The organism is Myxococcus llanfairpwllgwyngyllgogerychwyrndrobwllllantysiliogogogochensis (assembly GCF_006636215.1).
GTDB classification, from domain to species: domain Bacteria; phylum Myxococcota; class Myxococcia; order Myxococcales; family Myxococcaceae; genus Myxococcus; species Myxococcus llanfairpwllgwyngyllgogerychwyrndrobwllllantysiliogogogochensis.
The window spans coordinates 16,800-38,367 of record NZ_VIFM01000089.1; the positions used below are offsets into that span (position 1 = coordinate 16,800).

General features: G+C 68.4%; 17 protein-coding genes and 1 pseudogene. 11 read left to right on the forward strand and 7 right to left on the reverse strand.

Features of this window, described 5'->3' with window-relative positions; all coding sequences use genetic code 11:
* Positions 1-307 precede the first annotated feature (307 nt).
* Complete coding sequence (locus tag FJV41_RS52420; RefSeq protein WP_181790838.1) at positions 308-1,423, reverse strand: hypothetical protein; 1,116 nt, start codon at positions 1,421-1,423, stop codon at positions 308-310.
* 226 nt (positions 1,424-1,649) lie between these two features.
* On the opposite strand from FJV41_RS52420, the gene FJV41_RS52425 reads away from it, so the two are divergent.
* From FJV41_RS52425 to FJV41_RS22215, 3 genes are all read left to right on the forward strand, one after another.
* Positions 1,650-1,826 (forward strand): hypothetical protein, encoded by a 177-nt coding sequence (locus FJV41_RS52425; RefSeq protein ID WP_174455312.1) that lies wholly within the window; start codon positions 1,650-1,652, stop codon positions 1,824-1,826.
* 166 nt (positions 1,827-1,992) lie between these two features.
* Positions 1,993-2,988: a peptidylprolyl isomerase gene (locus FJV41_RS22210; RefSeq protein ID WP_174455311.1), complete on the forward strand. Its 996-nt coding sequence runs from the start codon at positions 1,993-1,995 to the stop codon at positions 2,986-2,988.
* A gap of 369 nt (positions 2,989-3,357) precedes the next feature.
* Positions 3,358-5,913, forward strand: coding sequence for an RCC1 domain-containing protein (locus FJV41_RS22215; RefSeq protein ID WP_246137336.1), 2,556 nt, complete (start codon positions 3,358-3,360; stop codon positions 5,911-5,913).
* Between the two features lie 61 nt (positions 5,914-5,974).
* Here the strand turns inward: FJV41_RS22215 and FJV41_RS22220 are convergent, their stop codons facing one another.
* Positions 5,975-7,180: an aminotransferase-like domain-containing protein gene (locus FJV41_RS22220; protein ID WP_141644534.1), complete on the reverse strand. Its 1,206-nt coding sequence runs from the start codon at positions 7,178-7,180 to the stop codon at positions 5,975-5,977.
* A gap of 224 nt (positions 7,181-7,404) precedes the next feature.
* Between FJV41_RS22220 and FJV41_RS22225 the strand changes: the two genes are divergently transcribed.
* On the forward strand, positions 7,405-8,991 hold the full coding sequence (locus tag FJV41_RS22225) for an MBL fold metallo-hydrolase (RefSeq protein WP_141644535.1): 1,587 nt from the start codon (positions 7,405-7,407) through the stop codon (positions 8,989-8,991).
* Here the strand turns inward: FJV41_RS22225 and cysC are convergent.
* Genes cysC through cysD form a run of 3 tightly spaced genes read right to left on the reverse strand, consistent with a single transcriptional unit; the run spans position 8,988 to position 11,714 of the window.
* Positions 8,988-9,545 (reverse strand): adenylyl-sulfate kinase, encoded by a 558-nt coding sequence (gene cysC / locus FJV41_RS22230; protein WP_141644536.1) that lies wholly within the window; start codon positions 9,543-9,545, stop codon positions 8,988-8,990. The two genes, FJV41_RS22225 and cysC, sit on opposite strands and share 4 nt — an antisense overlap.
* A gap of 7 nt (positions 9,546-9,552) precedes the next feature.
* Positions 9,553-10,809, reverse strand: a complete 1,257-nt coding sequence (locus FJV41_RS22235) for a sulfate adenylyltransferase subunit 1 (protein ID WP_141644537.1) — start codon at positions 10,807-10,809, stop codon at positions 9,553-9,555.
* Complete coding sequence (gene cysD, locus FJV41_RS22240) at positions 10,809-11,714, reverse strand: sulfate adenylyltransferase subunit CysD (protein WP_220137878.1); 906 nt, start codon at positions 11,712-11,714, stop codon at positions 10,809-10,811. Before cysD ends, FJV41_RS22235 begins: the two co-directional genes overlap by 1 nt.
* Before the next feature lie 164 nt (positions 11,715-11,878).
* Here cysD and FJV41_RS22245 point away from each other — a divergent pair, with 164 nt between their 5' ends.
* A complete protein-coding gene (locus FJV41_RS22245; RefSeq protein WP_141644539.1) occupies positions 11,879-12,664 on the forward strand; it encodes a thioesterase II family protein in 786 nt (261 codons plus the stop codon).
* Between the two features lie 3 nt (positions 12,665-12,667).
* Here the strand turns inward: FJV41_RS22245 and FJV41_RS22250 are convergent, their stop codons facing one another.
* Complete coding sequence (locus tag FJV41_RS22250) at positions 12,668-13,447, reverse strand: 4'-phosphopantetheinyl transferase family protein (protein ID WP_141644540.1); 780 nt, start codon at positions 13,445-13,447, stop codon at positions 12,668-12,670.
* Positions 13,448-13,530: 83 nt separating this feature from the next.
* On the opposite strand from FJV41_RS22250, the gene FJV41_RS22255 reads away from it, so the two are divergent.
* The 6 genes from FJV41_RS22255 to FJV41_RS22280 all read left to right on the forward strand — a co-directional run bounded on the left by FJV41_RS22255 (position 13,531) and on the right by FJV41_RS22280 (position 21,187).
* Complete coding sequence (locus FJV41_RS22255; protein ID WP_141644541.1) at positions 13,531-14,745, forward strand: phosphatase domain-containing protein; 1,215 nt, start codon at positions 13,531-13,533, stop codon at positions 14,743-14,745.
* Between the two features lie 242 nt (positions 14,746-14,987).
* A complete protein-coding gene (locus FJV41_RS22260) occupies positions 14,988-16,238 on the forward strand; it encodes a glycosyltransferase family 2 protein (protein ID WP_141644542.1) in 1,251 nt (416 codons plus the stop codon).
* Positions 16,235-17,335 (forward strand): coiled-coil domain-containing protein, encoded by a 1,101-nt coding sequence (locus tag FJV41_RS22265; RefSeq protein WP_141644543.1) that lies wholly within the window; start codon positions 16,235-16,237, stop codon positions 17,333-17,335. The genes FJV41_RS22260 and FJV41_RS22265 overlap by 4 nt, the downstream gene beginning before the upstream one ends.
* 33 nt (positions 17,336-17,368) lie before the next feature.
* Positions 17,369-18,499, forward strand: coding sequence for a hypothetical protein (locus FJV41_RS22270; protein ID WP_141644544.1), 1,131 nt, complete (start codon positions 17,369-17,371; stop codon positions 18,497-18,499).
* A complete protein-coding gene (locus FJV41_RS22275; protein WP_141644545.1) occupies positions 18,499-19,221 on the forward strand; it encodes a hypothetical protein in 723 nt (240 codons plus the stop codon). The genes FJV41_RS22270 and FJV41_RS22275 overlap by 1 nt, the downstream gene beginning before the upstream one ends.
* An 85-nt stretch (positions 19,222-19,306) precedes the next feature.
* Positions 19,307-21,187, forward strand: a complete 1,881-nt coding sequence (locus FJV41_RS22280; protein WP_141644546.1) for a Vps62-related protein — start codon at positions 19,307-19,309, stop codon at positions 21,185-21,187.
* A 27-nt stretch (positions 21,188-21,214) separates the two neighbouring features.
* Here the strand turns inward: FJV41_RS22280 and FJV41_RS22285 are convergent.
* A pseudogene (locus FJV41_RS22285) lies at positions 21,215-21,568 on the reverse strand (mannosyltransferase family protein); the annotation flags it as partial.

Here is a 21,568-nt window from a genome sequence, read left to right on the forward strand (position 1 = left end):
TCTCGCCAGAGCCCCCATCCACAGCTCCCACTGAATTCCCCTCCTCCTGGCAAACTCGCGCAATTCACCATCAAGTCCGTGGGCCGCAGTATATCGCGGCTCAGTCGTGCACACCTCATTCGATGGCAGACCCGACGCATCAAGCTCAGCCAGTTCAGCATCAGGCTCGTGTCACACCAGCACGGAAACTCCGCGTCACCGCCAGCAGGGGACTCTCACTCCGCGGCAAGGGCCTCACCCATGCGCGGGCCCCTACAGCGGCGGGGTCCGCGATGGGGAGGCGAAAGCATCGCTCGTGACGTGGGCGCTACAGCGCGGCCTGGAGTGTCTGCTCCAGCTCTTCGCGCGTCTGCCAGCTCACGGGGCGCAGGCCCGCCACCAGTTCCAGCGTCCCACTCGAGACGGTGACGGCGGCGTGAAGGTCCGTACGCAACTGGATGCGCTTCACCTTCTCCCTCAGCGCGGTGCGGCCGATATCGTCCTTCTGGAGGGACTCCAGCACCTCATGTACACGCGCCACGAGGAAGCCGAGCGCGCGCAGCTCCTCGGCGCTCGCGGGATTGACTCCCGGGGCCAGCGCCAGCGTCAGCGGAGATTCCGTGACGGCTCGAAAGCGGGATTCCAGCGCGCCGAGCTGACGACGAAGCTCGAGCAGTGAAGGAACAGGCACGGCATCGCGCTTCAGCTCACCGAACGACGCGACATCGTGGACGGTGACGGTCTCGATGGTGCCCACGGGGATGATGACCGCGTCCTCTTGGGGGTAGCCGCTCTCGCGGGGGATGAGGAGCAGGATGGCGCGGCCCTCGCGACGGTCCTCCAGCATCTCTCGGACGATGCCAGTGACGGCGCGGCCACTGCGCAGGGACAACGTCGCGCGGGGCAGCAGCAGGGGAATCCCCGAACGCTGCCGCCCGCTGATGCGCAGCAACACCTGGAGCACGGCGTCCAGCCCCTTGGCATCCGCATCCAGAAAGGCACGCAGGGAGTCACCCGTGTACGGGTTCGGCAGCTCCGGGGCGGCCTCGATCGTCCTCCGGATGGACTCCTTGCGGTCCTCCACCTGGTCCACATTCGTGACGGGCTCGTGGTCCAACGTGAGCACCCCGTCCTGAAACGTGGCGATGCTGGACGACGAGGAATTGCTCGACGAATTGCGGATGACGATGCGCTTGAGCGCGCCTCGCAGGAACTCCCGGCCCAGGTCGTCCTGGCCCAGGGCCGCCAGCGCACCGATGAGCGGCCTGAAGTAAACCTGGGGCCACGCCTCCGCGTAGAGGTCCGCATAACCCTCCGCCGTGAGGCTGGCCCAGTCGACCTCGATGGGCACCTCGAAGCGCGCGGCGGCCTCGACGTCCTTCTTGATCTTCGGGTAGTGCGTCTCCTCGAACTGCTTCGCGGCCTTGCGTTCGGCGAGTCCCATTCAATTCTCCAGACGGAGGGGATGGGCGAGGAGTCTCGCCCGATCCCCCACAAGACGCCCAGGGCCGCCCGCACGTTCCGTGTCCCCTTGAGTTCTCCCCGGCCCCACGCCCTGACCGGCATCCCCCTCGAAGACCCCACATTCCTGGGATGGACCTGCCCGGGTGGCTCCCTCCACCCTGCTCTCCTACCGGACACACCCTGTTCGCGAGAGGAGAGGACCCCGGATGTTCATTCCCCTGCCGTTGTCACGCCTCGCGACCCAACGCGTCCTGCTCCTCTGGATTGCCCTGGGCATCGTGAGTCTGGTGGTCAGTCTGGGTGGGTTCCTGAGCCCCTGCCAGTGGACCCCCGAGCGGGCATTTGCTCGCGCCTGCTCGCCACAACAACCCAAGGAGCCGTGACTGCGGGCAGGACGTTCCACCGGGGTGGCCGTCATCACACCACCACGGCCAGCAGCGCCTGGCTGGCACACGGGGCCTTCAGGGCATGGGCACGCTTGGATGCTCACTCGGAACAACGGGGTTCGCACCTCCCTCCCTGTTGGATATACGCTGGTCGAGTCCGCCCATGCACACGCCCTCCGTCCGAACCCGAGTCCTGTCCGCCATCGTCGCCGTCCTCGCCCTCTCCGCCTGTGGCGGTGGCAGCGCCCCCCCAGCGGAACAGAGCGCCAAGGACACGGGCCCCGCGGTCGCGGTCGTCAATGGCCGCTCCCTGTCGACCCAGGAGGTGAAGGCGAAGCTGGACGAGCAGCCGCTGTTCGTGCGCAGCCGCTACGCCACGCTGGAGAAGAAGAAGGAGTTCCTGGACAACCTCATCCGCTTCGAGCTGCTGGTGCAGGAGGCTCGCAAGCAGGGGCTGGAGAAGGACCCGGAGATCAAGGCGACGCTGGAGAAGGTGATGGTGCAGAAGCTGCTGCGAAAGCAGCAGGAGGCCGCCGCCGGGACGATTTCCGAGCCGGAGCTGCGCAAGTACTTCGACGAGCACACCTCCGAGTTCGTGAAGCCCGAGCGCGTCCGGGTGAGCCACATCTTCCTGGAGGCGCCGCCGGCTGACGCCGCGAAGCGCACGCAGGCGCGCACCACCGTGGTGAAGCTGCTCGCGGACCTGAAGACAAAGGAAGCCGGCCCCATCAAGAGCGCCTTCGAAATGGCGGCCACACAGCAGTCCCAGGATTCCGCCACCAAGGCCGCTGGGGGCGACCTGGGCTTCCGCAGCCGGGAGGAGCTGACCCAGGCCTGGGGCGCCGCGCTGGCGGATGCGGCGTTCGGTCTGAAGTCGTCGTCTGAGATTGGCCAGGTCGTGGAGACCGACAAAGGCTTCCACCTGGTGAAGTTCCAGAGCCGGCAGGTCGGGATGAACCAGACCTTCGAGCAGGCGAAGCCACGCATCGAGGCGCGCCTGACGGGCGAGCGCCGCTCCAAGGCGATGGAGGGCTTCATCGACGGACTGAAGGCCCAGGCGAAGATCGAGGTGAAGGAAGACGCCCTCGAGCAGTTGAAGATCGAAGGCGCGGAGAACAAGCCCGCCGCCCCTGCTCCGACCTCCCAGCCTCACCCGTAGCCGGCTCGCTGCGACACACCGAGCCGGCGTACCGCCTCAGCGGTTCGCGCCGGCTCGCGAGCCCGACCTGATCGCGACAGAAGGCATCACAGACATCACGACCCGCGTGTGGTGCGGAGGGCCAGCTGTGCAGCCCCCTATACACCTGGGTCATTGGGCATACATGGGCGTGCACACCCCTGCATTCTCGAGTGACTCCTCGACGTGGGAGCAGGCGGGGCACGCTGGGTGCACAGGTGGCCCGGAGTCGGCCCCTCGTTCACTTCATGTGAACCCGGCATGAAGTAGGCTGCGATTGCCAGCGCCCGCGTGCCGAACACCGTCCGCAGCCCTTCAGTCCCTCGAATCTTCGCAAGGATTGAAATGCCCATGCAGCGACACAGTCGTTTCGCCCTCCCACTCCTGCTGGCCTCGGCGTTGCTGACCCTCGGCGCCGGCTGCTCCTCCAACCCGGAGCCCACCGACGATTGTACGACAACCCCCGCGAGCTGCGCCCCAGACGCGGGCCCACCCGATGCTGGCCCTCCTCTCGAGCCGCCCACGCTCATCGAAACCACCCAGTCCGCCGTCAACACCATGCCTGGAGAGGTGGTCTCCCTCCGAGTCATCACGCGGGACGACAAGACGCCCCAGCTCACCTATACGTGGACGGCCAGCACGGGCTCGCTCGGGACTCAGACCGACACGGTCAACATCAGCGAGGTGAAGTGGACCGCGCCCCCCTGTCTGCCCGCGGGGACTCGCATCTCCGTCACCGCCACCGTGACGGATGATGACGACCTCTCCACCACCCAGACGTTCCTGCTGTCAGCCCACCCCTGCACGGGCCCCATGGTCTCCGGGGGCGCTCGCCACTCGCTGACCTTGCGCGCGGATGGCACCGTCTGGGCATGGGGTAGCAACGCTTTCGGCCAGCTTGGCGATGGGACCGCCCTCGACCGCGACACCTCTGTCCAGGTGGCCGGATTGACGAACATCACCGCCGTGGCCGCGGGAGAGTCCCACTCGCTGGCCCTGCGCGAGGACGGCACTGTCTGGGCCTGGGGCTACAACGTCCGCGGCCAGCTCGGCGATGGAACGACCACGGACCGTTCCACGCCCACACAGCTGCTCGGGCTGACCCGGGTCATCAGCATCGCCGCGGGGAGCTATCACTCCATCGCGCTCCGCGAGGACGGCACCCTCCGGACATGGGGTAGCAACTCTTTCGGCCAGCTTGGCGACGGAACGACCACGACCCGAAGGTCGCCCGTGCCGGTATCGGGGCTGAATCGAGTCACCCGCGTCGCCGTCGGCAAAGCCTCTCAATCCCTGGCGGTGCGCGCGGACGGCACCGCCTGGGCGTGGGGCTTCAACGCCTTGGGCCAGCTCGGCGATGGAACGACCACGGACCGCTCCACGCCCGTGCGAATCGCGGGGTTGGGGCCGGTCGTTGCCCTCTCCGGCGGCCTGGGCCGGTCCATGGCCCTCCTCACCAACGGCAGCGTCTGGGCATGGGGCTTCAATTACAAAGGCGCCCTGGGAGATGGGACGGAGATCTCCCGGAACGAGCCCGTGGAAGTCACCGGGTTGAGAGGTGTGACGACCCTCGAAGTGGGGACCAGCCACTCCCTGGCCACGCGTGACGACGGGACGGTCTGGGCGTGGGGGGAAAACTATTACGGTCAACTGGGAGATGGAACGGCGGTGGACCGCCACACGCCCGTCCAGGTGCCGGAGCTGACCGGCGTCGTTTCCGTCTCCGCCAGCGAGGAGCACTCTCTCGCGCTCCTTCGTGACGGCACCCCGCTGGCCTGGGGCCACAACGGAGACGGGCGCCTCGGCGTGGGAGCGCCTCCTCGACGCCACGCACCCACCCAGGTCCCCGGGCTGACAGGTGTGCTTCACGTCGCCTCGGACGACCACCACTCACTGGCCCTGCGCGCGGATGGCACCGTCTGGGCATGGGGTGACAACGACAACGGCCAGATTGGCGATGGGACCTTCCTCCGGCGCCCCTCCCCGGTGCAGGTGTCCGGACTCACCGACATCGTCGCCATCGCCGTGGGCGACACGCACTCACTGGCCCTGCGTGGCGACGGCACCCTCTGGGCCTGGGGTACCAATGCTTCCGGCACACTCGGCGATGGGACAACGGTCATCAGCCGCAAAGCCATCCAGGTACCCAACCTCACCCACGTCACCCGAATCGCCGTGGGCACGAAACACTCGCTCGCCCTGCGCGAAGACGGCACCGTCTGGGTCTGGGGCAGTAACCTCTTCGGCCAGCTTGGCGACGGAACAACCACCGACCGAAGCGTGCCTGTTCAGGTGCCCGGCCTCACCCACGTCACCCGAATCGCCGCGGGTGGGTACCACTCACTCGCCCTGCGCGAGGACGGCACCCTTTGGGCCTGGGGCCTCAACGTCGTCGGCCAGCTCGGCGATGGAACGAACACCCACCGCCACGTGCCCTTCCCGGTGTATGCGTTGACCAACGTCTTCGATGTGGCCGCGGGCATGGACCACTCGCTCGCCGTGCTGACGGATGGCACCGCCTGGGCCTGGGGATGGAACAAGCAGGGACAGCTCGGCACCGGACGGGACACAGGTGGACGGATAGCGGATCGGATGAGCGGGCTGACCCACATCCGAGCCCTGGCCGGCGGCGGCGAGCATTCCCTGGCCCTGCGCGAGGACGGAACGCTCCTGGCCACGGGTAGCAACAGCCACGGCCAGCGCGGAGACGCCAGCTCCGGTGACCAACTCACCGCGCTCCAGGTGGCCGGCATCTCCAACCTCATCCACATCGCCGCGGGCAACCGCCACTCCCTGGCCGTCCGCGATGACGGCACCGTCTGGACCTGGGGCGACAACCTCATGGGTCAGCTTGGCGACGGGACCTCGGCCGACGTCCACCACCCGAGGCAGGTCACGCTGCCGTAGGCGACTGAAGGGAGGGGGCCTCCGAAGCACCCGCCCCTTCCCTTCGCGTCCAAAGCCAGACTCAAGCCGCCCGGAGCACCGTGCCCAGCCGACGCACGGCCTCCTCGATGCGCGCTGGATCGCAATTCGAGAAGTTCAATCGCAGCCCATGTGACGCCGAACGCCCGCCGCTCACGCCGAAAGCCTGCCCCGGAAGAAACGCCACCTGCTGCGTCTCCAGCGCCCGGGCCAGCAACACCGTGGTGTCGCTCCCCTCCGGCAACTCCACCCAGACGAACATCCCGCTCGTGGGCTTCGTCCACGAGGCCCCGGCCGGCAGGTGCGTCTCCAGCGCCCTCAGCAACGTGTCCCGCCGCAGCCGGTACTCCCCTCGCAGCCGCGTCAGGTGTGCCTCCAACTTCCCCGACTGGAGGAACGAGAGCACCATCCGCTGCGTGAAGGTCGCCGTGTCGATGTCGCTCGACTCCTTCACCGTCGCCAACCGGAAGACCAGCGACTCCGGCACCACCACCCAGCCCACCCGGAGCGCCGGCGCCAGGATTTTCGAGAACGAGCCGACGTAATAGACCCACTGCGCATCCAACGAGCGCAGCGGAGGCAGTGCCCCGCCCTCCTCGTAGTGGAGCAAGCCGTACGCATCGTCCTCGATGATGGGCATGCGGTACTCCCGCGCCAGCCCCACCAGTCGCTCCCGCGCATCCATCGCGAGGCTCGTCCCGAGCGGATTGTGCCCGTCACTCATCGTGTAGAAGAACGCCGGCCGCTCCCCTGACGCGAGCAGCGACGCCAGGCCGTCCAGGTCCAACCCCGTCCGCGCATCCCTGCGCACCGTGAGCCGCCGCGCCTGGAACGGATCCAACACCTGCTGGAAGCCCGAGTACACCCGGTCCTCCAGGAGCACCGTCTGCCCCGGCTCCAGCAAGAGCCGCGTCAGGAGGTTCAGCCCCTGCTGCGCCCCCGTCGTCAGGAACACCTGACTCGTCGAGCAGCGCACCCCGCGCTTCGCCATCAGCGCCACCACCTGCTCGCGCAGGGGCTCCAGCGTCGGCGAGTACTGCAACGCCCCCACCTGCTCCGCCAGCACCCGCGCCGCCGCCTCCGCCATCCCCTCCGTGGGAAACAACTCCGCGGCCGGCAGCCCCAACGCCAGGGAGAACACGCCCGGCCGGGTGATGATCTGCAGCATGTCCTGGATGGCCGAGGGCGCCAGCCGCCGTGCCCAGGACGCCAGCGGCAACTCCGAAGAGGAAGTCGAGGATGCCGTCACGTGGAGAAGCCTCCGGACGCTGACGCACAAAACGTGCGCACTCTTGAAGGTCCGACGTAATGGTAGCGCAGGCGAAATCCGCGAGGGCTAAAAGCCGTTAGAGGGAGAGACTCCCGGTGTGGACTCAGGGCCTCCCCTTACAGGTCCAGCAGGCAGGCGAACGTCATCAGGGGCTTCCCTGTCTCCATGCCCTCCCAGATAATCAAACCTCGCCTGGAGAACCGATGCTGGACCGACCGATGTACCTCAAGCCCAACGTGGCGATCGAGCCACTGTACAACCAGTGGTACGCCTGGTGGTACCTGCTGTCTCCCGCCACCGCGCCGCTGTTCGTGACGAACCTGCACCAGAAGTTGATGCAGTCCTTCGTCGCCAACCCCGACGTCCACGTGGCCGCGCTGAAGAACCCGATGTTGATGGGCGGCCCGTTCATCAACCACCCCACGGCGCGCGCGGCCCGGGTGAAGGAGCTGCTCGAGCGGACGCTGCGAGACCAGGCGCACATGCTCGCGTACACCAAGGCGGTGGCGGAGCTGGAGCAACTGATGGCGCCGAACAACGGCGGCTCGCTGGAGGCGCTCTACCCCAAGGTCCCGGACCTGCTGCGCGGCTACGTGGAGCTCACGTACGACCTGAGCAACCGCGCCAGCGCGCGTTTCATCGAGCCGCTCCTGTACAAGAGCCGCTTCTATCAAGAGTCCTCGCAGAGCGTGACGCTGATGCAGGTGGACGGCGACTGGCGCCCGTACATCTTCAGCACGCCGCGCCTCGAGGAGGACATGCCGGTGCACCTCAAGGTGCCCTACCGCCACGAGGGCCTGGACGCGCTGTTCCGCATGCGCCACACGCCGGGCTCGCCGGGCCAGGTAGCGGAGATGCTCGGCGTGCCATCCTCGGCCGCCGCCGCGTTCGCGGACCTCTTCACGGACGCCGTGCCTCGCAAGGCGCCTCGCTATGACGGCGAGGGCGTGCGGGTGCGCTACTTCGGCCACGCTTGCGTGCTGCTGGAGACGAAGGAGGTCAGCATCCTCACCGACCCCGTCATCAGCTACGAGTTCCCCACGGACCTGCCGCGCTACACGCACGCGGACCTGCCCGAGCACGTGGACTACGTGGTCCTCACCCACGGCCACGCGGACCACTTGATGATGGAGACGCTCCTCCAGTTGCGTCACCGCGTGGGCACCATCATCGTCCCGCGCAACAACGGCAACTCGCTGGCGGACCCCTCCCTGCGGCTGATGCTCCACCACACGGGCTTCAAGAACGTGGTGGAGATCGACGACCTCCAGGAGATCACCATCCCCGGCGGCTCCATCACCGGCCTGCCCTTCCTCGGCGAGCACAGCGACCTGGCCATCCAGGCCAAGACGGCCCACCTGGTGCGCGTGGGTGGCAAGTCCATCCTGATGGCGGCGGACTCCAATGCGATTGAGCCGCGCATGTACCAGCACCTGCGCGACATCATCGGCCCCATCGACATCCTGTTCCTCGGCATGGAGTGCGAGGGCGGCCCGATGAGCTGGATGTACGGCCCGCTCCTGTCCAACCCGCTGCCCCGGAAGATGGACCAGGCGCGGCGCCTCAACGGCTCCGACTGCAACCGCGCCATGGAGATCACCAACCACCTGACGCCCAAGGAGGTCTACGTCTACGCCATGGGCCAGGAGCCCTGGCTGCGCCACGTGATGATCCTCGTCTACAACGAGACCACCCCGCAGCTCATCGAGTCGAACAAGTTCATCGACCACTGCCGCTCCAAGGGCATGCAGGCCGAGCGCCCCTACGTGCGCATGGAACGCGTGCTCTAGGCGGCGCGAGGCGCCAGGAGTCCCCGGGTCTGGAGCGCGGCCAGCACGCGCTCAAGGCCCGCCTCCAACGGCTCCGAGCTCGAGCGGACCGTCACTTCGGGCGCCTCCGGAGCCTCGTACGGGTCCGACACGCCGGTGAAGTGGGGCAGCTCACCGGCGAGGGCCTTCTTGTAGAGCCCCTTCACGTCGCGCGCGATGAGCGCCTCCAGCGGCGCCTCGATGTAGACCTCCACGAAGGCCAGCCCCGCGTCCGCGGCCAACTGCCGCACCTCCGCGCGCGAGCTCTGATAGGGCGAAATCGCGGCGACGATGACGCCGACGCCGTGCCGGGCCAGAAGGCGCGCCACGTGGCCGATGCGCCGGACGTTCTCCTCCCGGTCCTCCCGCGAGAAGCCCAGTCCGCGCGTCAGCCAGGTGCGCACCTCGTCACCGTCCATCACCTCCACCGGACGCAACGGCTCCAGCCGCGAGCGCAGCGCCCGCGAGAGCGTGCTCTTGCCCGCGCCCGACATGCCCGTCAGCCAGAGAATGAATCCGGAGCCTTGCCGATTCATGCGCACCTCAGACCGCGGGTCCGTTGATCATCCCGGCACCCACCGTCGCGTTCGTGCCTTCGTCGATGAGGATGAAGCTGCCCGTGTGCCGGTTGCGGCGATACTCGTCGAAGAAGAGGGGCACCGTGGTGCGCAAGGTCACCCGGCCAATCTCGTTGAGCGCCAGCCGCGGACTCGTCTCGTCCCGGCTCAGCGAGTTGACGTCCAGCCGGTAGTGCAACTGCTTCACCTGGGCCCGCGCCGAGCGCGTGGTGTGCTTGAGCGCGAACCTGGCTCCCGGCTGGAGCGACACGCCCTCCGCCAGCCAGCACACCATCGCATCCAGGTCCTGCCCCACCATGGGCGGATTGCCCGGCCGGCACAGCATGTCGCCCCGGCTGATATCCAGCTCGTCCGCCAGCGAGACATTCACCGACATGGGCGGGAACGCCTGCGCCACGGCCTTCCCCGCCAGGTCCAGTTCGCGGATGCGCGTGGTGAAGCCGGAGGGGAGCGCCATCACCTCGTCGCCCGGCCGCAGCACGCCGCCCAGCACCTGCCCCGCGTACGCCCGGTAGTCGGGGAACTTCGAGGACATGGGGCGGATGACGCTCTGCACGGGGAAGCGCACGTGGATGAGGTTGCGGTCCGACGCGATGTGCACGTTCTCCAGGTGGTGCAGCAGCGTGGGGCCCTGATACCAGGGCATCCGCTCGGAGCGCGTCACCACGTTGTCCCCGCCCAGCGCGGAGATGGGGATGAACGACAGGTCCGCCACGTCCAGCTTCATGGAGAACTGGCGGAACTCCTCGCGGATGCGCTCGAAGACCGCCACGTCGAAGTCCACCAGGTCCATCTTGTTCACGCAGAGGACCAGGTGCGGCACGCGCAGGAGCGAAGCCAGGAACGCATGGCGCCGCGTCTGCTCCAGCACGCCCTTGCGCGCATCGACGAGGATGAGCGCCAGGTCCGCGGTGGAGGCCCCCGTCACCATGTTGCGCGTGTACTGGAGATGCCCCGGCGTGTCCGCGATGATGAACTTGCGCTGCGCCGTGGCGAAGTACCGGTAGGCCACGTCGATGGTGATGCCCTGCTCGCGCTCGGCCTTCAGGCCATCCAGGAGGAGCGCCAGGTTGACGTACTCGTCCCCGCGCGCGCGGCTGGTGCGCTCCACCGCGGCGAGCTGGTCCTCCAGAATCGAGCGGGTGTCATGGAGCAACCTGCCAATGAGGGTGCTCTTCCCGTCATCGACGGAGCCCGCGGTCGCGAATCGAAGCAGTTCCACTAGAAGTAGCCCTCGCGCTTGCGGTCTTCCATCGCCGTCTCACTGAACTTGTCATCCGCCCGGCTCGCGCCCCGCTCCGTGACTCGCGAGGCGACAATTTCCGTGATGACCTCCGCCACCGTGACGGCGCCGGACTCCACGCACGCGGTGCAGGTCATGTCCCCCACCGTGCGGAAGCGCACCGGCGCCGTGGTGACCTCCTCGCCCGGAAGCAGCGGCAGGTAGGGAGACCACGCCATCAACATGCCATCCCGGCGGAACACCTCGCGCCGGTGGCTGAAGTAGATGGACGGCAGCGCCACGCCCTCCCTCGCGATGTACTGCCACACGTCCAGCTCCGTCCAATTGGACAGCGGGAAGACGCGCAGGTGCTCTCCCCGGCGGTGGCGACCGTTGTAGAGGTTCCACAGCTCCGGGCGCTGGTTCTTCGGGTCCCACTGACCGAACTCGTCGCGGAACGAAAACACCCGCTCCTTCGCGCGCGCCTTCTCCTCGTCGCGGCGCGCACCACCGAAGACGGCGTTGAAGCGGTGCTTCTCGATGGCCTCCAACAACGGCACCGTCTGCGCGCGGTTGCGCGAGGCGCGCGGCCCCTTCTCCTCCGCCACCCGGCCCCCATCGATGGCCTCCTGCACGGACGCCACGAGCAGGCGCGCGCCCAGCTCCGCCACGCGCGCGTCGCGGTACTCGAGCACCTCCGGGAAGTTATGCCCGGTGTCCACGTGCATCAACGGGAACGGGAGCGGCGCGGGCGCGAAGGCCTTCACCGCCAGATGCAACATCACCGCGGAGTCCTTGCCGCCGGAGAACAGCAACACCGGGCTGTCCAGTTCGGCGACCACTTCCCGGATGATGAAGACGGACTCCGCCTCCAGGGCGTCCAGGTGCGACAGCTCGTAGCTCACGCGAAAAACGCTAGCACGTCTTCCGAGGAGTCCCGCCAGTCCACTCATTCACGAATTCCGAGCAGAGACAGCCAGTCCTGTACGCTGGGTAGAAGTCTTCAACACGCTCGAAGTACCGGGGCCTTGACCCGTTTTCCTCGGCTGTGCGACAGAACCATACCGCCATGCCCAGTGCTCCCACCCCGAACCCGAACTCTCCCGAACGTTGGTTTCCCTCCCGGAAGCCGCTGACAGACCCTCGCCTGCGGCTGTTCTGCCTGCCGTTCGCCGGAGGCAGCGCGTCCATCTACAGCGGCTGGCAGGGAGGCCTGCCTCCGGGCGTGGAGCTGTGCGCGGTGCAGTTGCCCGGCCGTGAGCGGCGGTTGATGGAGAAGCCCTTCGACAACATGTCCGCGCTGATGGACGTGCTGCTGCCGGTGCTCGCTCCGCTGCTGGACAAGCCGTTCGCCTTCTTCGGCTACAGCATGGGCTCGCGCATCTCCCTGGAGCTGACGCGGCGCCTGCAGGCGCGCAACGGCCCGCTGCCCCGGGGCCTGGTGCTGGCCGCGTCCGGAGCGCCCCGCGAGTCGGACCGCAAGCCCATCCACCACCTGCCGCAGGAGCAGTTCATCGAGGAACTGCGGCGCTATGACGGCACGCCGGAGGAGATCCTCCAGCACCGGGAGCTGCTGGAGCTGCTGGTGCCCACCCTGCGCGCGGACTTCGCGCTCGCGTGGTGGGAGAACGGCCCCGGGCCCGTGAAGCTCGACGTGCCCATCTCCGTCATGGGCGGCACCGAGGACAAGCACGTGTCCCTCGCGCGCCTGGAGACGTGGCGTGAGGAGACGCGCAACGCCGACTTCCGCATCCGCCACTTCGAGGGCGGCCACTTCTTCCTGCGCAAGCAGCAGCCCGCGATGCTCGCCGCGCTGGGCGAGGACCTTACGCGCTGGATGGCCGCTCCGGCCTGAGGCTCACGCCGCCTCGTCGAAGCGGGGCGGCGCGTCCGACTCCAGCGGCACGGTGAACTGCCACCGCACGCGGAAGGGCCGCTCCCTTGGCCCCCGCATCGCCACCGCCGCTTGATGGCGTTCGGAGGGACGCAGTTGCATGAAGCGCCAGGTCTCCGGCGTGTCCACCATCCGCGCATCGAAGGAGATGCGCGGCTCCTTGCCGGCCTCCAGGTGGAAGGCGAACTGGTCCAGCGGCAGGGACAGCCCCGCGCCCCGGGCCTTGATGTAGGACTCCTTGAGCGTCCAGTACTCGAAGAAGCGCCCGCGCTGCTCGGCGGCGGGCAGGGCCCGGAGGGCGGAGATCTCCGGGGGGGCGAAGAAGTGGTCGGCGATCTCCACCGTCTCGCCCGGCCGCTGGGCATCTTCCACATCCGCGCCCAGCTCCGCGTCGAGCCCCACCGCCACCAGCGCCATGCCGTCCGTGTGCGACAGGTTGAAGCGCAGCCGCGCGCCCCACTCACCCCGCACCTCCGGCCTCCCGTATGCGTTGGTCGAGAAGCTCCACGCCGAGGGCGCCACCGGCGCGTAGCGCGACAGCGTCAGCCGCACCAGCGCGTGACTCACCAGGTATTGCCGCTGGTGACGCTCGAAGCGGAAGCGCTTCTGCTTCTCGCGCTCCCCTGAATCCAACAGCCCCCAGTAGGCGTCCAGGAGCCGCTGTTCCTGGATGCGCTCGGGCTCGACAATCCACACATGGACTTCGTCCGGACGAAGCTCCAGCGGAACGGCGACAGTCGACATGCCTCACCTCTACCACGCCGGGCCGCACCCCGCGTAGGCTCGGAAATCCAAGTCCGGCCTCGCGCCGGAATGGGGGGAGCAACATGGATCCGCACGCCGCGACGAAGAAGCTGGAGACGCTGCGCACGCTCATGGCCGGCCACACCGATACCAGCGAGGAGCGTCGCATCCTGGACCTCCTGCGCGACGCCAACGCCGCCGAGCTGAACTACCTCCTGGCCAACATCGACCTCGAGTCCCTGCTGGGGGACATGGATGACCGCATCTTCGGGCCGGACCACCACACCGCCCTGTTGACGATGCTCTGTCGCGAGCGCGCCGCCCAATTGGCCCTGCCGGTGCGCGCAAGCCTGGTGACAGCGCTCCAGCGCGGGGGCACCCCCGCCACCGCGGAGCGCGCCCTGCGCGACATGTTCCTGAGCGTGCACGGCCGAGAGCTGACCGCCTTCAAGAACCTGCTCGACGCCGGCAACAACCACCAGGACCTGGAGAAGCTCCTCTTCGACGACGTGGACGACCCGGCGCTGCGCGAGGAGATCCTCGCGCACATCCTCCGCGAGGGCGAAGCGGCACCCAGTGGCGAGAACAAGGTCCTCAGCGACATCGACGACACCTTCTTCGCCAACCTCAAGGACACCCGGTACCCATCCAAGACGGTGTACCCGGGCGTGCTCGCCTTCTACGCGGAACTGGACCGCGGCCCGGGCATCATCCCCGGCCGGGAGGGCGACCTCACCTTCGTCACGGCCCGGCCCATGGACCCGCTGGGCGCGGTGGAGAACCTGACCTTCGACTCCCTGCGCAAGCACGGCGTCCCGCCCCATGTCGTGCTCTCCGGCAGCCTCACCCACCTGCTGGGCAACTCCCGCATCGCCGCGAAGAAGTTCGACAACTTCCAGCGCTACGTGCGCGTCTTCCCGGAGTACGGCTTCGTCTTCGTGGGCGACAGCGGACAGGGCGACGTGGAGTTCGGCGACAAGATGCTCACCGCCGCCCCGCACGCCGTCCACGCCGTGTTCATCCACGACGTGGTGGACACGCCGGAGACCACCCGGCGCGCGTGGCGCGAGAAGCGCATCCACTTCTTCGACACCTATGTGGGCGCCGCGCTGGAGGCCTTCGCGCTGGGCCTCATCTCCCGCGACGGACTGGCGCGGGTGGCCATCGCCGCGCGCGAGTCGATGGAGGGCATCGCCTTCACCTCCGCGGCCCAGCGAGATGCCCGCAAGGTGGAGCTGACCCGGGACCTCCAGCGCGCGGACGCGCTGACGTCTCCGTCGCCTCCCGCGGCGCACTGACGCCTCCCAGGCGTCGAGCACGAGAAGTTCGGGGTGCCCTCCGGGGCCGGCGCGCTGACGCGTACCGGACGGCCTCCGGCGCGCGATGACGCCTGGGTGAGCAATCCCCTTCCACCGTCCCTGGGGGCAGTTGGCGTGGGCCCATCCCCCACCAACTTTCCCCCCGCTCCCTCACGGGAGAAATGGGGGCGGCGCGGGCCGCCACGGGGAAGGGGTGGCGGCGTGATGGGGGACGGGACCTGATGGAGCTCTTTCCCATCCAGCTGCTGTTCATCGTCGTCTTGATGAACCGCTACATCCTCGGTCCGTTCCTGCGGCGCCTGCGCGGGTCCAGCATCGACCGGGTGGACGACACGTACCGGCCTCGCGTCGCCATCGTCATCCCCCTCTTCAACGAGGGGAAAGGCATCTTCCACGCCATCCGCAGCCTGCTGGAGCAGGACTACCCCAGCGACCTGCTGCAAATCGTGGTGGTGGACGACTGCTCCAACGATGACAGCTACACGTGGGCCCTGAAGGCCGCGGAGGGACACGCCAATGTCCTGGTCATGCGCAACCCGGAGAACATGGGCAAGCGCAAGGGCATCAACCGGGGCGTGAAGGCCGCGGTCGACGCGGAGATCATCGTCTCGGTGGACTCCGACGTCATCGTGGACCGCTCCGCGGTGCGCAACCTCGTGCGCCGCTTCGTCAGCTCCCGCATCGCGGCCGTGGGCGGACGGACGTACGTGACGAACCGGCACCAGAACTGGCTGACGCGGATGGTGGAGATCAAATTCCACTTCGCCCAGCAGTGGCTGAAGGACCTGGAGCGCAGCTTCCGCCAGGTGATGTGTCTGTCCGGCTGCCTCACCGCGTATCGCCGGCATGTGCTCCTGGAGCTGGAGCCCATCCTGGAGGCGCGCTCCATCGCCGGCATCCCCATCAAATACGGCGAGGACCGGTTCCTCACGCGGCAGATCGTCAAACACGACTACGAGACGGTCTACACGCTGGACGCGTTCTGCTTCACCGCCGCGCCCGCGACGCTGGCCGGCTACTTCTCCCAGCAGCTGCGGTGGCGGCGCTCCAACCTGGTGGACCTGCTTGGCGGCCTGTCCCACGCGTGGCGCCTGCACCCGGTCATCACCATCCACTACGTGTCCCAGCTCGCGCTGCTGCTCGCCTACCCCGTCGTCATCGTCCACAACGTCCTCACCGGCGAGTTCCTGGACATCCTTTCGTTCCACTTCCTCGTCATCGGGTTGCTGGGAATCATCTACCGACTGGAGACGCGGCATCTGCCCGAGGACCGGCGCGTGCACGGGGCGTGCTTCCTGCCCATGGCGCTGCTGATGCCGGTGACGTACGCGCTCTTCACGCCGTTGGCACTGCTGACATTGGACTCCGGGAGTTGGGAGACGCGGGGCAGCCCCAGCGTCGCCCCGGCTCCCTCGACCGCAGAAAACCGGAGCGGACTGCCGCCCAACCCCGCCGGAGAGGGCTCGCCATGAACCAACGTGTCGCGAATCGCATCAATGCCATCGCCGTGTCCACGTACAAGCTGCTGGGCTCGGTGCTCCTGGGGATCATCCTGGCGGCGCTGGTGTCCTTCCTCGCGGTCCAGGGCTTCTTCCTCCTGAGCCATGGCTGGGTGACGCCCACGGTGGTGTCCCCCACGGACCCGCAAATCCTCTCACTGAACACGCAGCTCGCGGCACAGACGTCGGCGAGAGACCACGTCGTCGCCGAGCGGCGCGCGGTGGAGAACCGCATCGAGGACGCGGAGCGCACGGTGTCCGCGGAGCGCGCCTTCCAACAGCGCTTCCTGGTGGCCCTGCGCGGCGAGCGTGCATCCAAGGACCGCGCCGCGAAGCGACTGGCCTCCCTGCGCCATGAGTACGGCCGGGCCCGTGAGGAGATCCTCAAGTCCAACCGCGCCTACGCGGGACTGTCCCGCGCACGCACGGACGCGATGTATGGCGCGCGGCTGCTCCAGCAGGAGGACAAGCTCACCATCAATCACCATCTGGCGCAGCTGGCGCAGAGCAACCTGGCCCTCGCGCAGACCACGGTGGACATGGAGACTCGAGTCGACTCGCTCCATCGGGAGCTCGCGGGGCTGACGGCGGTGCAGAACGGCATGGGCAAGGACGGCACGCCCGTGGGAATCACTCCGGACGTGCTGCTCCTGGAGCGCGAGTACACGCACTCGGTGCTGGAGCAGGCCCGCGCCGTGGCGACGCTGCGAAGCCTGGAGCATGACCTGAAGGCGCTCGACGACGTGTCCCAGCGCTACGAGGCGCTCATCGTGTCGCTGCGAGCCTCGCCCTATCTGCGCGCCATCGAGAAGGACCTGACGGTGGCCTTCGTGCCGTACGAGAACCTGAACAACGCGGCCGTGGGCACGCCCCTCTTCGCGTGCGCCGCGAAGGTCATCTGGTGCCGCGAGGTGGGCGTCGTGGGCCGGGTGCTGGAGGGTGAGGTCTCCATCAAACACCCCATCCGTCAGCACATGCTGCGCGGGGTGATGGTGGAGGTGAAGCTCACGGACTCCGCGTCGGCGCGCGAGGACCTGCTGCACCTGGGCCGCGCGCCCCTGGTGCTGTGAGGGCATGCGCACATGAAGACGTGGAGAAGCCCCATGCGGAAGACTCTCACTTGTGGCGTGTTGGTGTTGCTCGCCGCGCGAACCCCGGCGGCCCACGCGGAGCAGCCCACCGAGTCGGCCACTCCCGACGCCCGCGTGGAGCAGCGCGCCGCGGGCTACTGCGACTGGGTTCAAGGACTGGGCGACGCGGAGGCCGCGCTGGAGCTGGCACCCGAGGTGTTCGGCAGCTTTGGCGTGGTGAACACCGGTGAGGCCGAGGGCGGCGTCCCTCTGGGCAAGCCGAAGCTGCGGGTGACGGCGGGCCTGAGCTACGACTTCGTGGGCCTGTACCGGGGCCACAAGATTCACCGACGCGCGGCGGCGGAGTGCCGCCGACACCAGGCGCTCTCCTCGCTCCAGGCGGCGGTGAGACAGGGCATGGGGCTGGGTGAGGACTCGGCGCTGGAAGCCCGGGCCCGCGTCCTCCAGGACGCCCTGCCCCGCGCCGAGGAGCTCGTCAACGCCTTGCGCGCGGACCTCCGGGACGGCCGGGCGACGCTGGAAGAACTCAACGCGATGCAGGTGCGCCTGGACAACCTGCGCTCCCTGAGCACGGACACCGCGCTGGCGCGAGAGCGCCTGGCGTCGCGCCCCGAGTTTCCTCGCGGACAGCGACTGGAGCCCTTGCTGGAGGAGCTGCGCGCGGCGGATGACGCGGTGGAGGTCGCCACCGGAAGCCTGCGCCGCGCCAAGGCGTGGGAGCTGAGCGTGCGCGGAGGGTATGACGAGGTCTTCGACGTGGAGCAGGAAGTCCCCCTCTTCGGGCAGGTCATGCTGACGTATGACCTGGGCCATCTGTGGCAAGGCAAGGCGAATGCCCGGGCCCGCGACGGTCGTCGTCGTTCGACGACGAATGACGTGGACGGCGTGCATCAGAAGATCTCCGAGTTGCTGGTGGAGCTGCGCTCGCGGCATCGGACGGAGGAGGCTCGGCTGAGGGAGGTCTCCGCGCTCGTGTCGGACCTTGAGGGACAGCTTCGCGAAGTGGAAGCACTCCAGACGCGTGAGATTCGCCGCTTCCGCGACTACCTCCTCCTGGAGCTGGCGCGGTTGCGCGCGGAGCAGGCGTACCTGACGGCGCACGTGGAGGCGCTCACGTCCTTCCTCGGGACGACGCGTCCCTGATGTCGGCCAGGGCCCCGAGCCGTGTCCTCGTGGCCTGTCTGGGGTTCGGCGTGCTCTCTGTCCTCGGGTGGGCTCGGCCTCCGCCCGGTGACGCCCAGAGTCCCGGCACCATCCGAGGCGCGGGCGCGCGGAAGAAGGAACGTGTGACGACCTTCGCCCCGGTGCCCTTGTCGAAGTTGCGGGTCACGCAGGGCGCGCTGCGCGAGCGGACCGATGGACGACTCGACGTGGAAGGCGCACGGCTGCGAGCCATCGTTCCCGGCACGAACACGACGTCACGCGCGGAGCTGCGCTTCTCGCTCCGAGGCTCCTCCAGCGAGCAGCGGGCCCTGCAGTCCGGAGAACAGCGACAGCAGGCAGGCCTCAAGCTGCGCGCACGCGACGGCTGCAACGTGCTGTACGTGATGTGGCGCTTCGCTCCGAAGGCGGACATCGTCGTCAACTACAAGCGCAACCCCGACCAGCACCACAGCAGTGATTGTGGCAATCGAGGCTATGTCACCGTCCGCCCGTTCCGACGCAGCGCGGTGAGCGCGCCCTCCAAGGGAGAGGAACACGCCCTGCGCGCCGAGCTGGCCGGAGTGACGTTGCGCGTCTGGGCGGACGACTCGCTGGTCTGGGAGGGCGACCTTCCCCCAGAGGCCCTCGCGCTCGACGGCCCGGTGGGTCTGCGCTCGGACAACGTGCGACTGACGCTCCAGCTTCGAGTCCCCCCACCCTGACGCATTCCTTCCAGGTGCCAGACTGGTGTCTTGAAGAGACTTGAGGGCATCCTGCGCGTCCACGCAGGGACATGAAGAGGCCCGTATGCTCGCTGGACGTCTGGGTTCACTCCGCTGGCTCGTGCTGTCGTCGTTGGGAGTGGGCGCGCTGGGATGTGGCGGTTCGCTGGAGGCCGTCGAAGACACGTCGCCGCGCGACACGGAGGCCGCCCTCACGGGGCTCCAGGGCAACACCGTGTATGGGCGATGGCTCGGCTCTGGTGGACGCAATCCCACCCATCCCGGCAACCGCACGTTCTTCGTCGACCACGCGGGCCCCACGGCGACGGTGACCTTCACCCTCACCTCGTCCGTGGATGCGTACCTCTACCTGCTCGATGCCAGCGGCAACGTGCTCGCGGAGGACGACAACAGCGCGGGCAACCTGGGCGCGCGCGTGTCCCTCTCCCTGGCCCCGGGCACCTACAAGCTCGTCGCGGCGACCGCTTCACCGGGCCAGAGCGCGGACCTCACTCTCGCCTCCGACAGGGCGCCGCTGCGCTTCAGCCAGCGACTGCTCTTGAAGCCCGTGTCGACCTTCCAGTGGATCTACGACGACAGCGGCACGGGCTCCAACAACGACGTCTCCATCTGGCGCCCCAACCTCGCCCAGGCGCCCGGCTATTACTCACTCGGCGATGTCGCGATGCCCAACGGCGGCGGAGGGCCCGCTCCCGCGACAGCGCTCGTGGTGCAGGGCGAGGGAGACCTGCTCGCCCGACCCGTGGACTACGTCTGGGTCTGGGACGACAAGGGCTCCGGAGGAACCCACGATGGCTCGTTCTGGGAGCCCGTGGCGCCCGCCGGCTACACCTGCCTGGGCGCGGTAGGGGTGCTGGGTTACGGCAAGCCCTCCACGGACCTCATCCGCTGCCTCAAGAGCGAGTACGTGGTGGCCGCCGACCCTGGCGCCGTGTGGAACGACAGCGGCTCTGGCGCGAACAACGACGTGGGCCTCTGGCAGAGCAACGCCAGGGACCACCGGGGACTGCCTGTCGCCACCTTCGTGGCACGGCCCAGCCACTCCGACACGGGAGGCAGTCGCTACTGGGCCATCAACAAGAGCGCGACGGCGCACCCGGAGCTCCAGGGGCTGCCCGTGAGCGCCGCGACGGCGGCGGCCTTCGCCCCTCGCGTGTGGATGCACCCCGGCGAGGCGTACTTCCCCTCCTCCACGGAGTTCCACCTCGCCAATGTCCATGTGGAGGGCGGCCATCAGGTGACGAACCAGGCCCTGGGCTGTGACTCGTGTACGGACCCGCAGTTCCTGGATGGGCAGCGGCCGAACCAGACGCCCGTGCCTGTCTATGCGGAGCTCATCACCCGCACCGTGAATGGACTGCCCACGTCCACGACCGACGTGGTGTATTGGATGTTCTACCCGTACAACAATGGCAAGCGCGTCTGTATTGGCTGGTACTCACCCTGGGGCTGCGTGGGGGGCTATTCCACCTTCGGCAACCACGTGGGGGATTGGGAGCACGCGACGGTGCGCTTCGTGGAGGGCCGGCCGTCGCAGGTCTACCTGAGCCAGCACTCCAACGGGCAGACCTTCACCTATGGCGACAAGGGCATGGGCTTGCTGGGCTGGCGGCCGGAGCTCTTCTCCGCCCAGGGCTCTCACGGCGTCTACGCGGATGCCGCCCGGCACATCTACCGGCAGTTGCCCAACGGCGACTTCCTGGCGGATGACACCGGACGCGGCATCGCCTGGGACACGTGGAGCGCGCTGGTGCCGTTCGACTGGCGCACGCCGGGCACCTTCGAGGGGAGCCTGGCGTGGCTGAACCGCACCGAGCGCTGGGGCAACCCGAAGTCGGGCTGCGAGGTCTCCGAGCCCATAGCGGGGGAGTGCGTCCTCAACGACGGGCCCACCGGCCCCATGTCGAAGAGCGCGTCACGGCCGGACTTCCTGCCCCTCGACTGACACGCGAGGGGCACTCGCCTCGTGTCCCTAGTTGATGGGGTACGCGTGGACGAAGAGGAAGACGAGCATGCCCTGGAACAGCGCGAAGCCGAGCACCACGGGCCCTCGCAGCGCGGGGTGCCGGCCGAGCCAGGCCCCCAGGGGCAGGAAGGCGGGCCACACGGCCGCGCTGTAGCGGCCCAGGCCCACCAGCCCGACAGTCCACAACACGAGCATCAGCGGAACGCCAAAGGCCGCCAGCGCCCACCAGCGCCGGCGCGCCAGGAGCAGCAAGGCCCCCACGCCAGGGACGAAGGAGAGCGCCACGTAGAGGCTGACCTCGGGCGCCCAGTCACCCTTCCACCAGGTCAGCAGGCCCGCCCAGGCCCTGTCTCTTATACA

What these genes read in the sequence shown, in the direction of transcription:
- FJV41_RS22280 (WP_141644546.1), top strand. Translation starts at nt 19,307, where the DNA reads ATGCTCGCTGGACGTCTGGGTTCACTCCGCTGGCTCGTGCTGTCGTCG.
- FJV41_RS22265 (WP_141644543.1), top strand. Translation starts at nt 16,235, where the DNA reads ATGAACCAACGTGTCGCGAATCGCATCAATGCCATCGCCGTGTCCACG.
- FJV41_RS22225 (WP_141644535.1), top strand. Translation starts at nt 7,405, where the DNA reads ATGCTGGACCGACCGATGTACCTCAAGCCCAACGTGGCGATCGAGCCA.
- FJV41_RS22260 (WP_141644542.1), top strand. Translation starts at nt 14,988, where the DNA reads ATGGAGCTCTTTCCCATCCAGCTGCTGTTCATCGTCGTCTTGATGAAC.
- FJV41_RS52420 (WP_181790838.1), bottom strand. Translation starts at nt 1,423, where the DNA reads ATGGGACTCGCCGAACGCAAGGCCGCGAAGCAGTTCGAGGAGACGCAC.
- FJV41_RS22270 (WP_141644544.1), top strand. Translation starts at nt 17,369, where the DNA reads ATGCGGAAGACTCTCACTTGTGGCGTGTTGGTGTTGCTCGCCGCGCGA.
- FJV41_RS22245 (WP_141644539.1), top strand. Translation starts at nt 11,879, where the DNA reads ATGCCCAGTGCTCCCACCCCGAACCCGAACTCTCCCGAACGTTGGTTT.
- FJV41_RS52425 (WP_174455312.1), top strand. Translation starts at nt 1,650, where the DNA reads ATGTTCATTCCCCTGCCGTTGTCACGCCTCGCGACCCAACGCGTCCTG.
- FJV41_RS22215 (WP_246137336.1), top strand. Translation starts at nt 3,358, where the DNA reads ATGCAGCGACACAGTCGTTTCGCCCTCCCACTCCTGCTGGCCTCGGCG.
- cysC (WP_141644536.1), bottom strand. Translation starts at nt 9,545, where the DNA reads ATGAATCGGCAAGGCTCCGGATTCATTCTCTGGCTGACGGGCATGTCG.
- FJV41_RS22210 (WP_174455311.1), top strand. Translation starts at nt 1,993, where the DNA reads ATGCACACGCCCTCCGTCCGAACCCGAGTCCTGTCCGCCATCGTCGCC.
- FJV41_RS22250 (WP_141644540.1), bottom strand. Translation starts at nt 13,447, where the DNA reads ATGTCGACTGTCGCCGTTCCGCTGGAGCTTCGTCCGGACGAAGTCCAT.
- FJV41_RS22275 (WP_141644545.1), top strand. Translation starts at nt 18,499, where the DNA reads ATGTCGGCCAGGGCCCCGAGCCGTGTCCTCGTGGCCTGTCTGGGGTTC.
- FJV41_RS22255 (WP_141644541.1), top strand. Translation starts at nt 13,531, where the DNA reads ATGGATCCGCACGCCGCGACGAAGAAGCTGGAGACGCTGCGCACGCTC.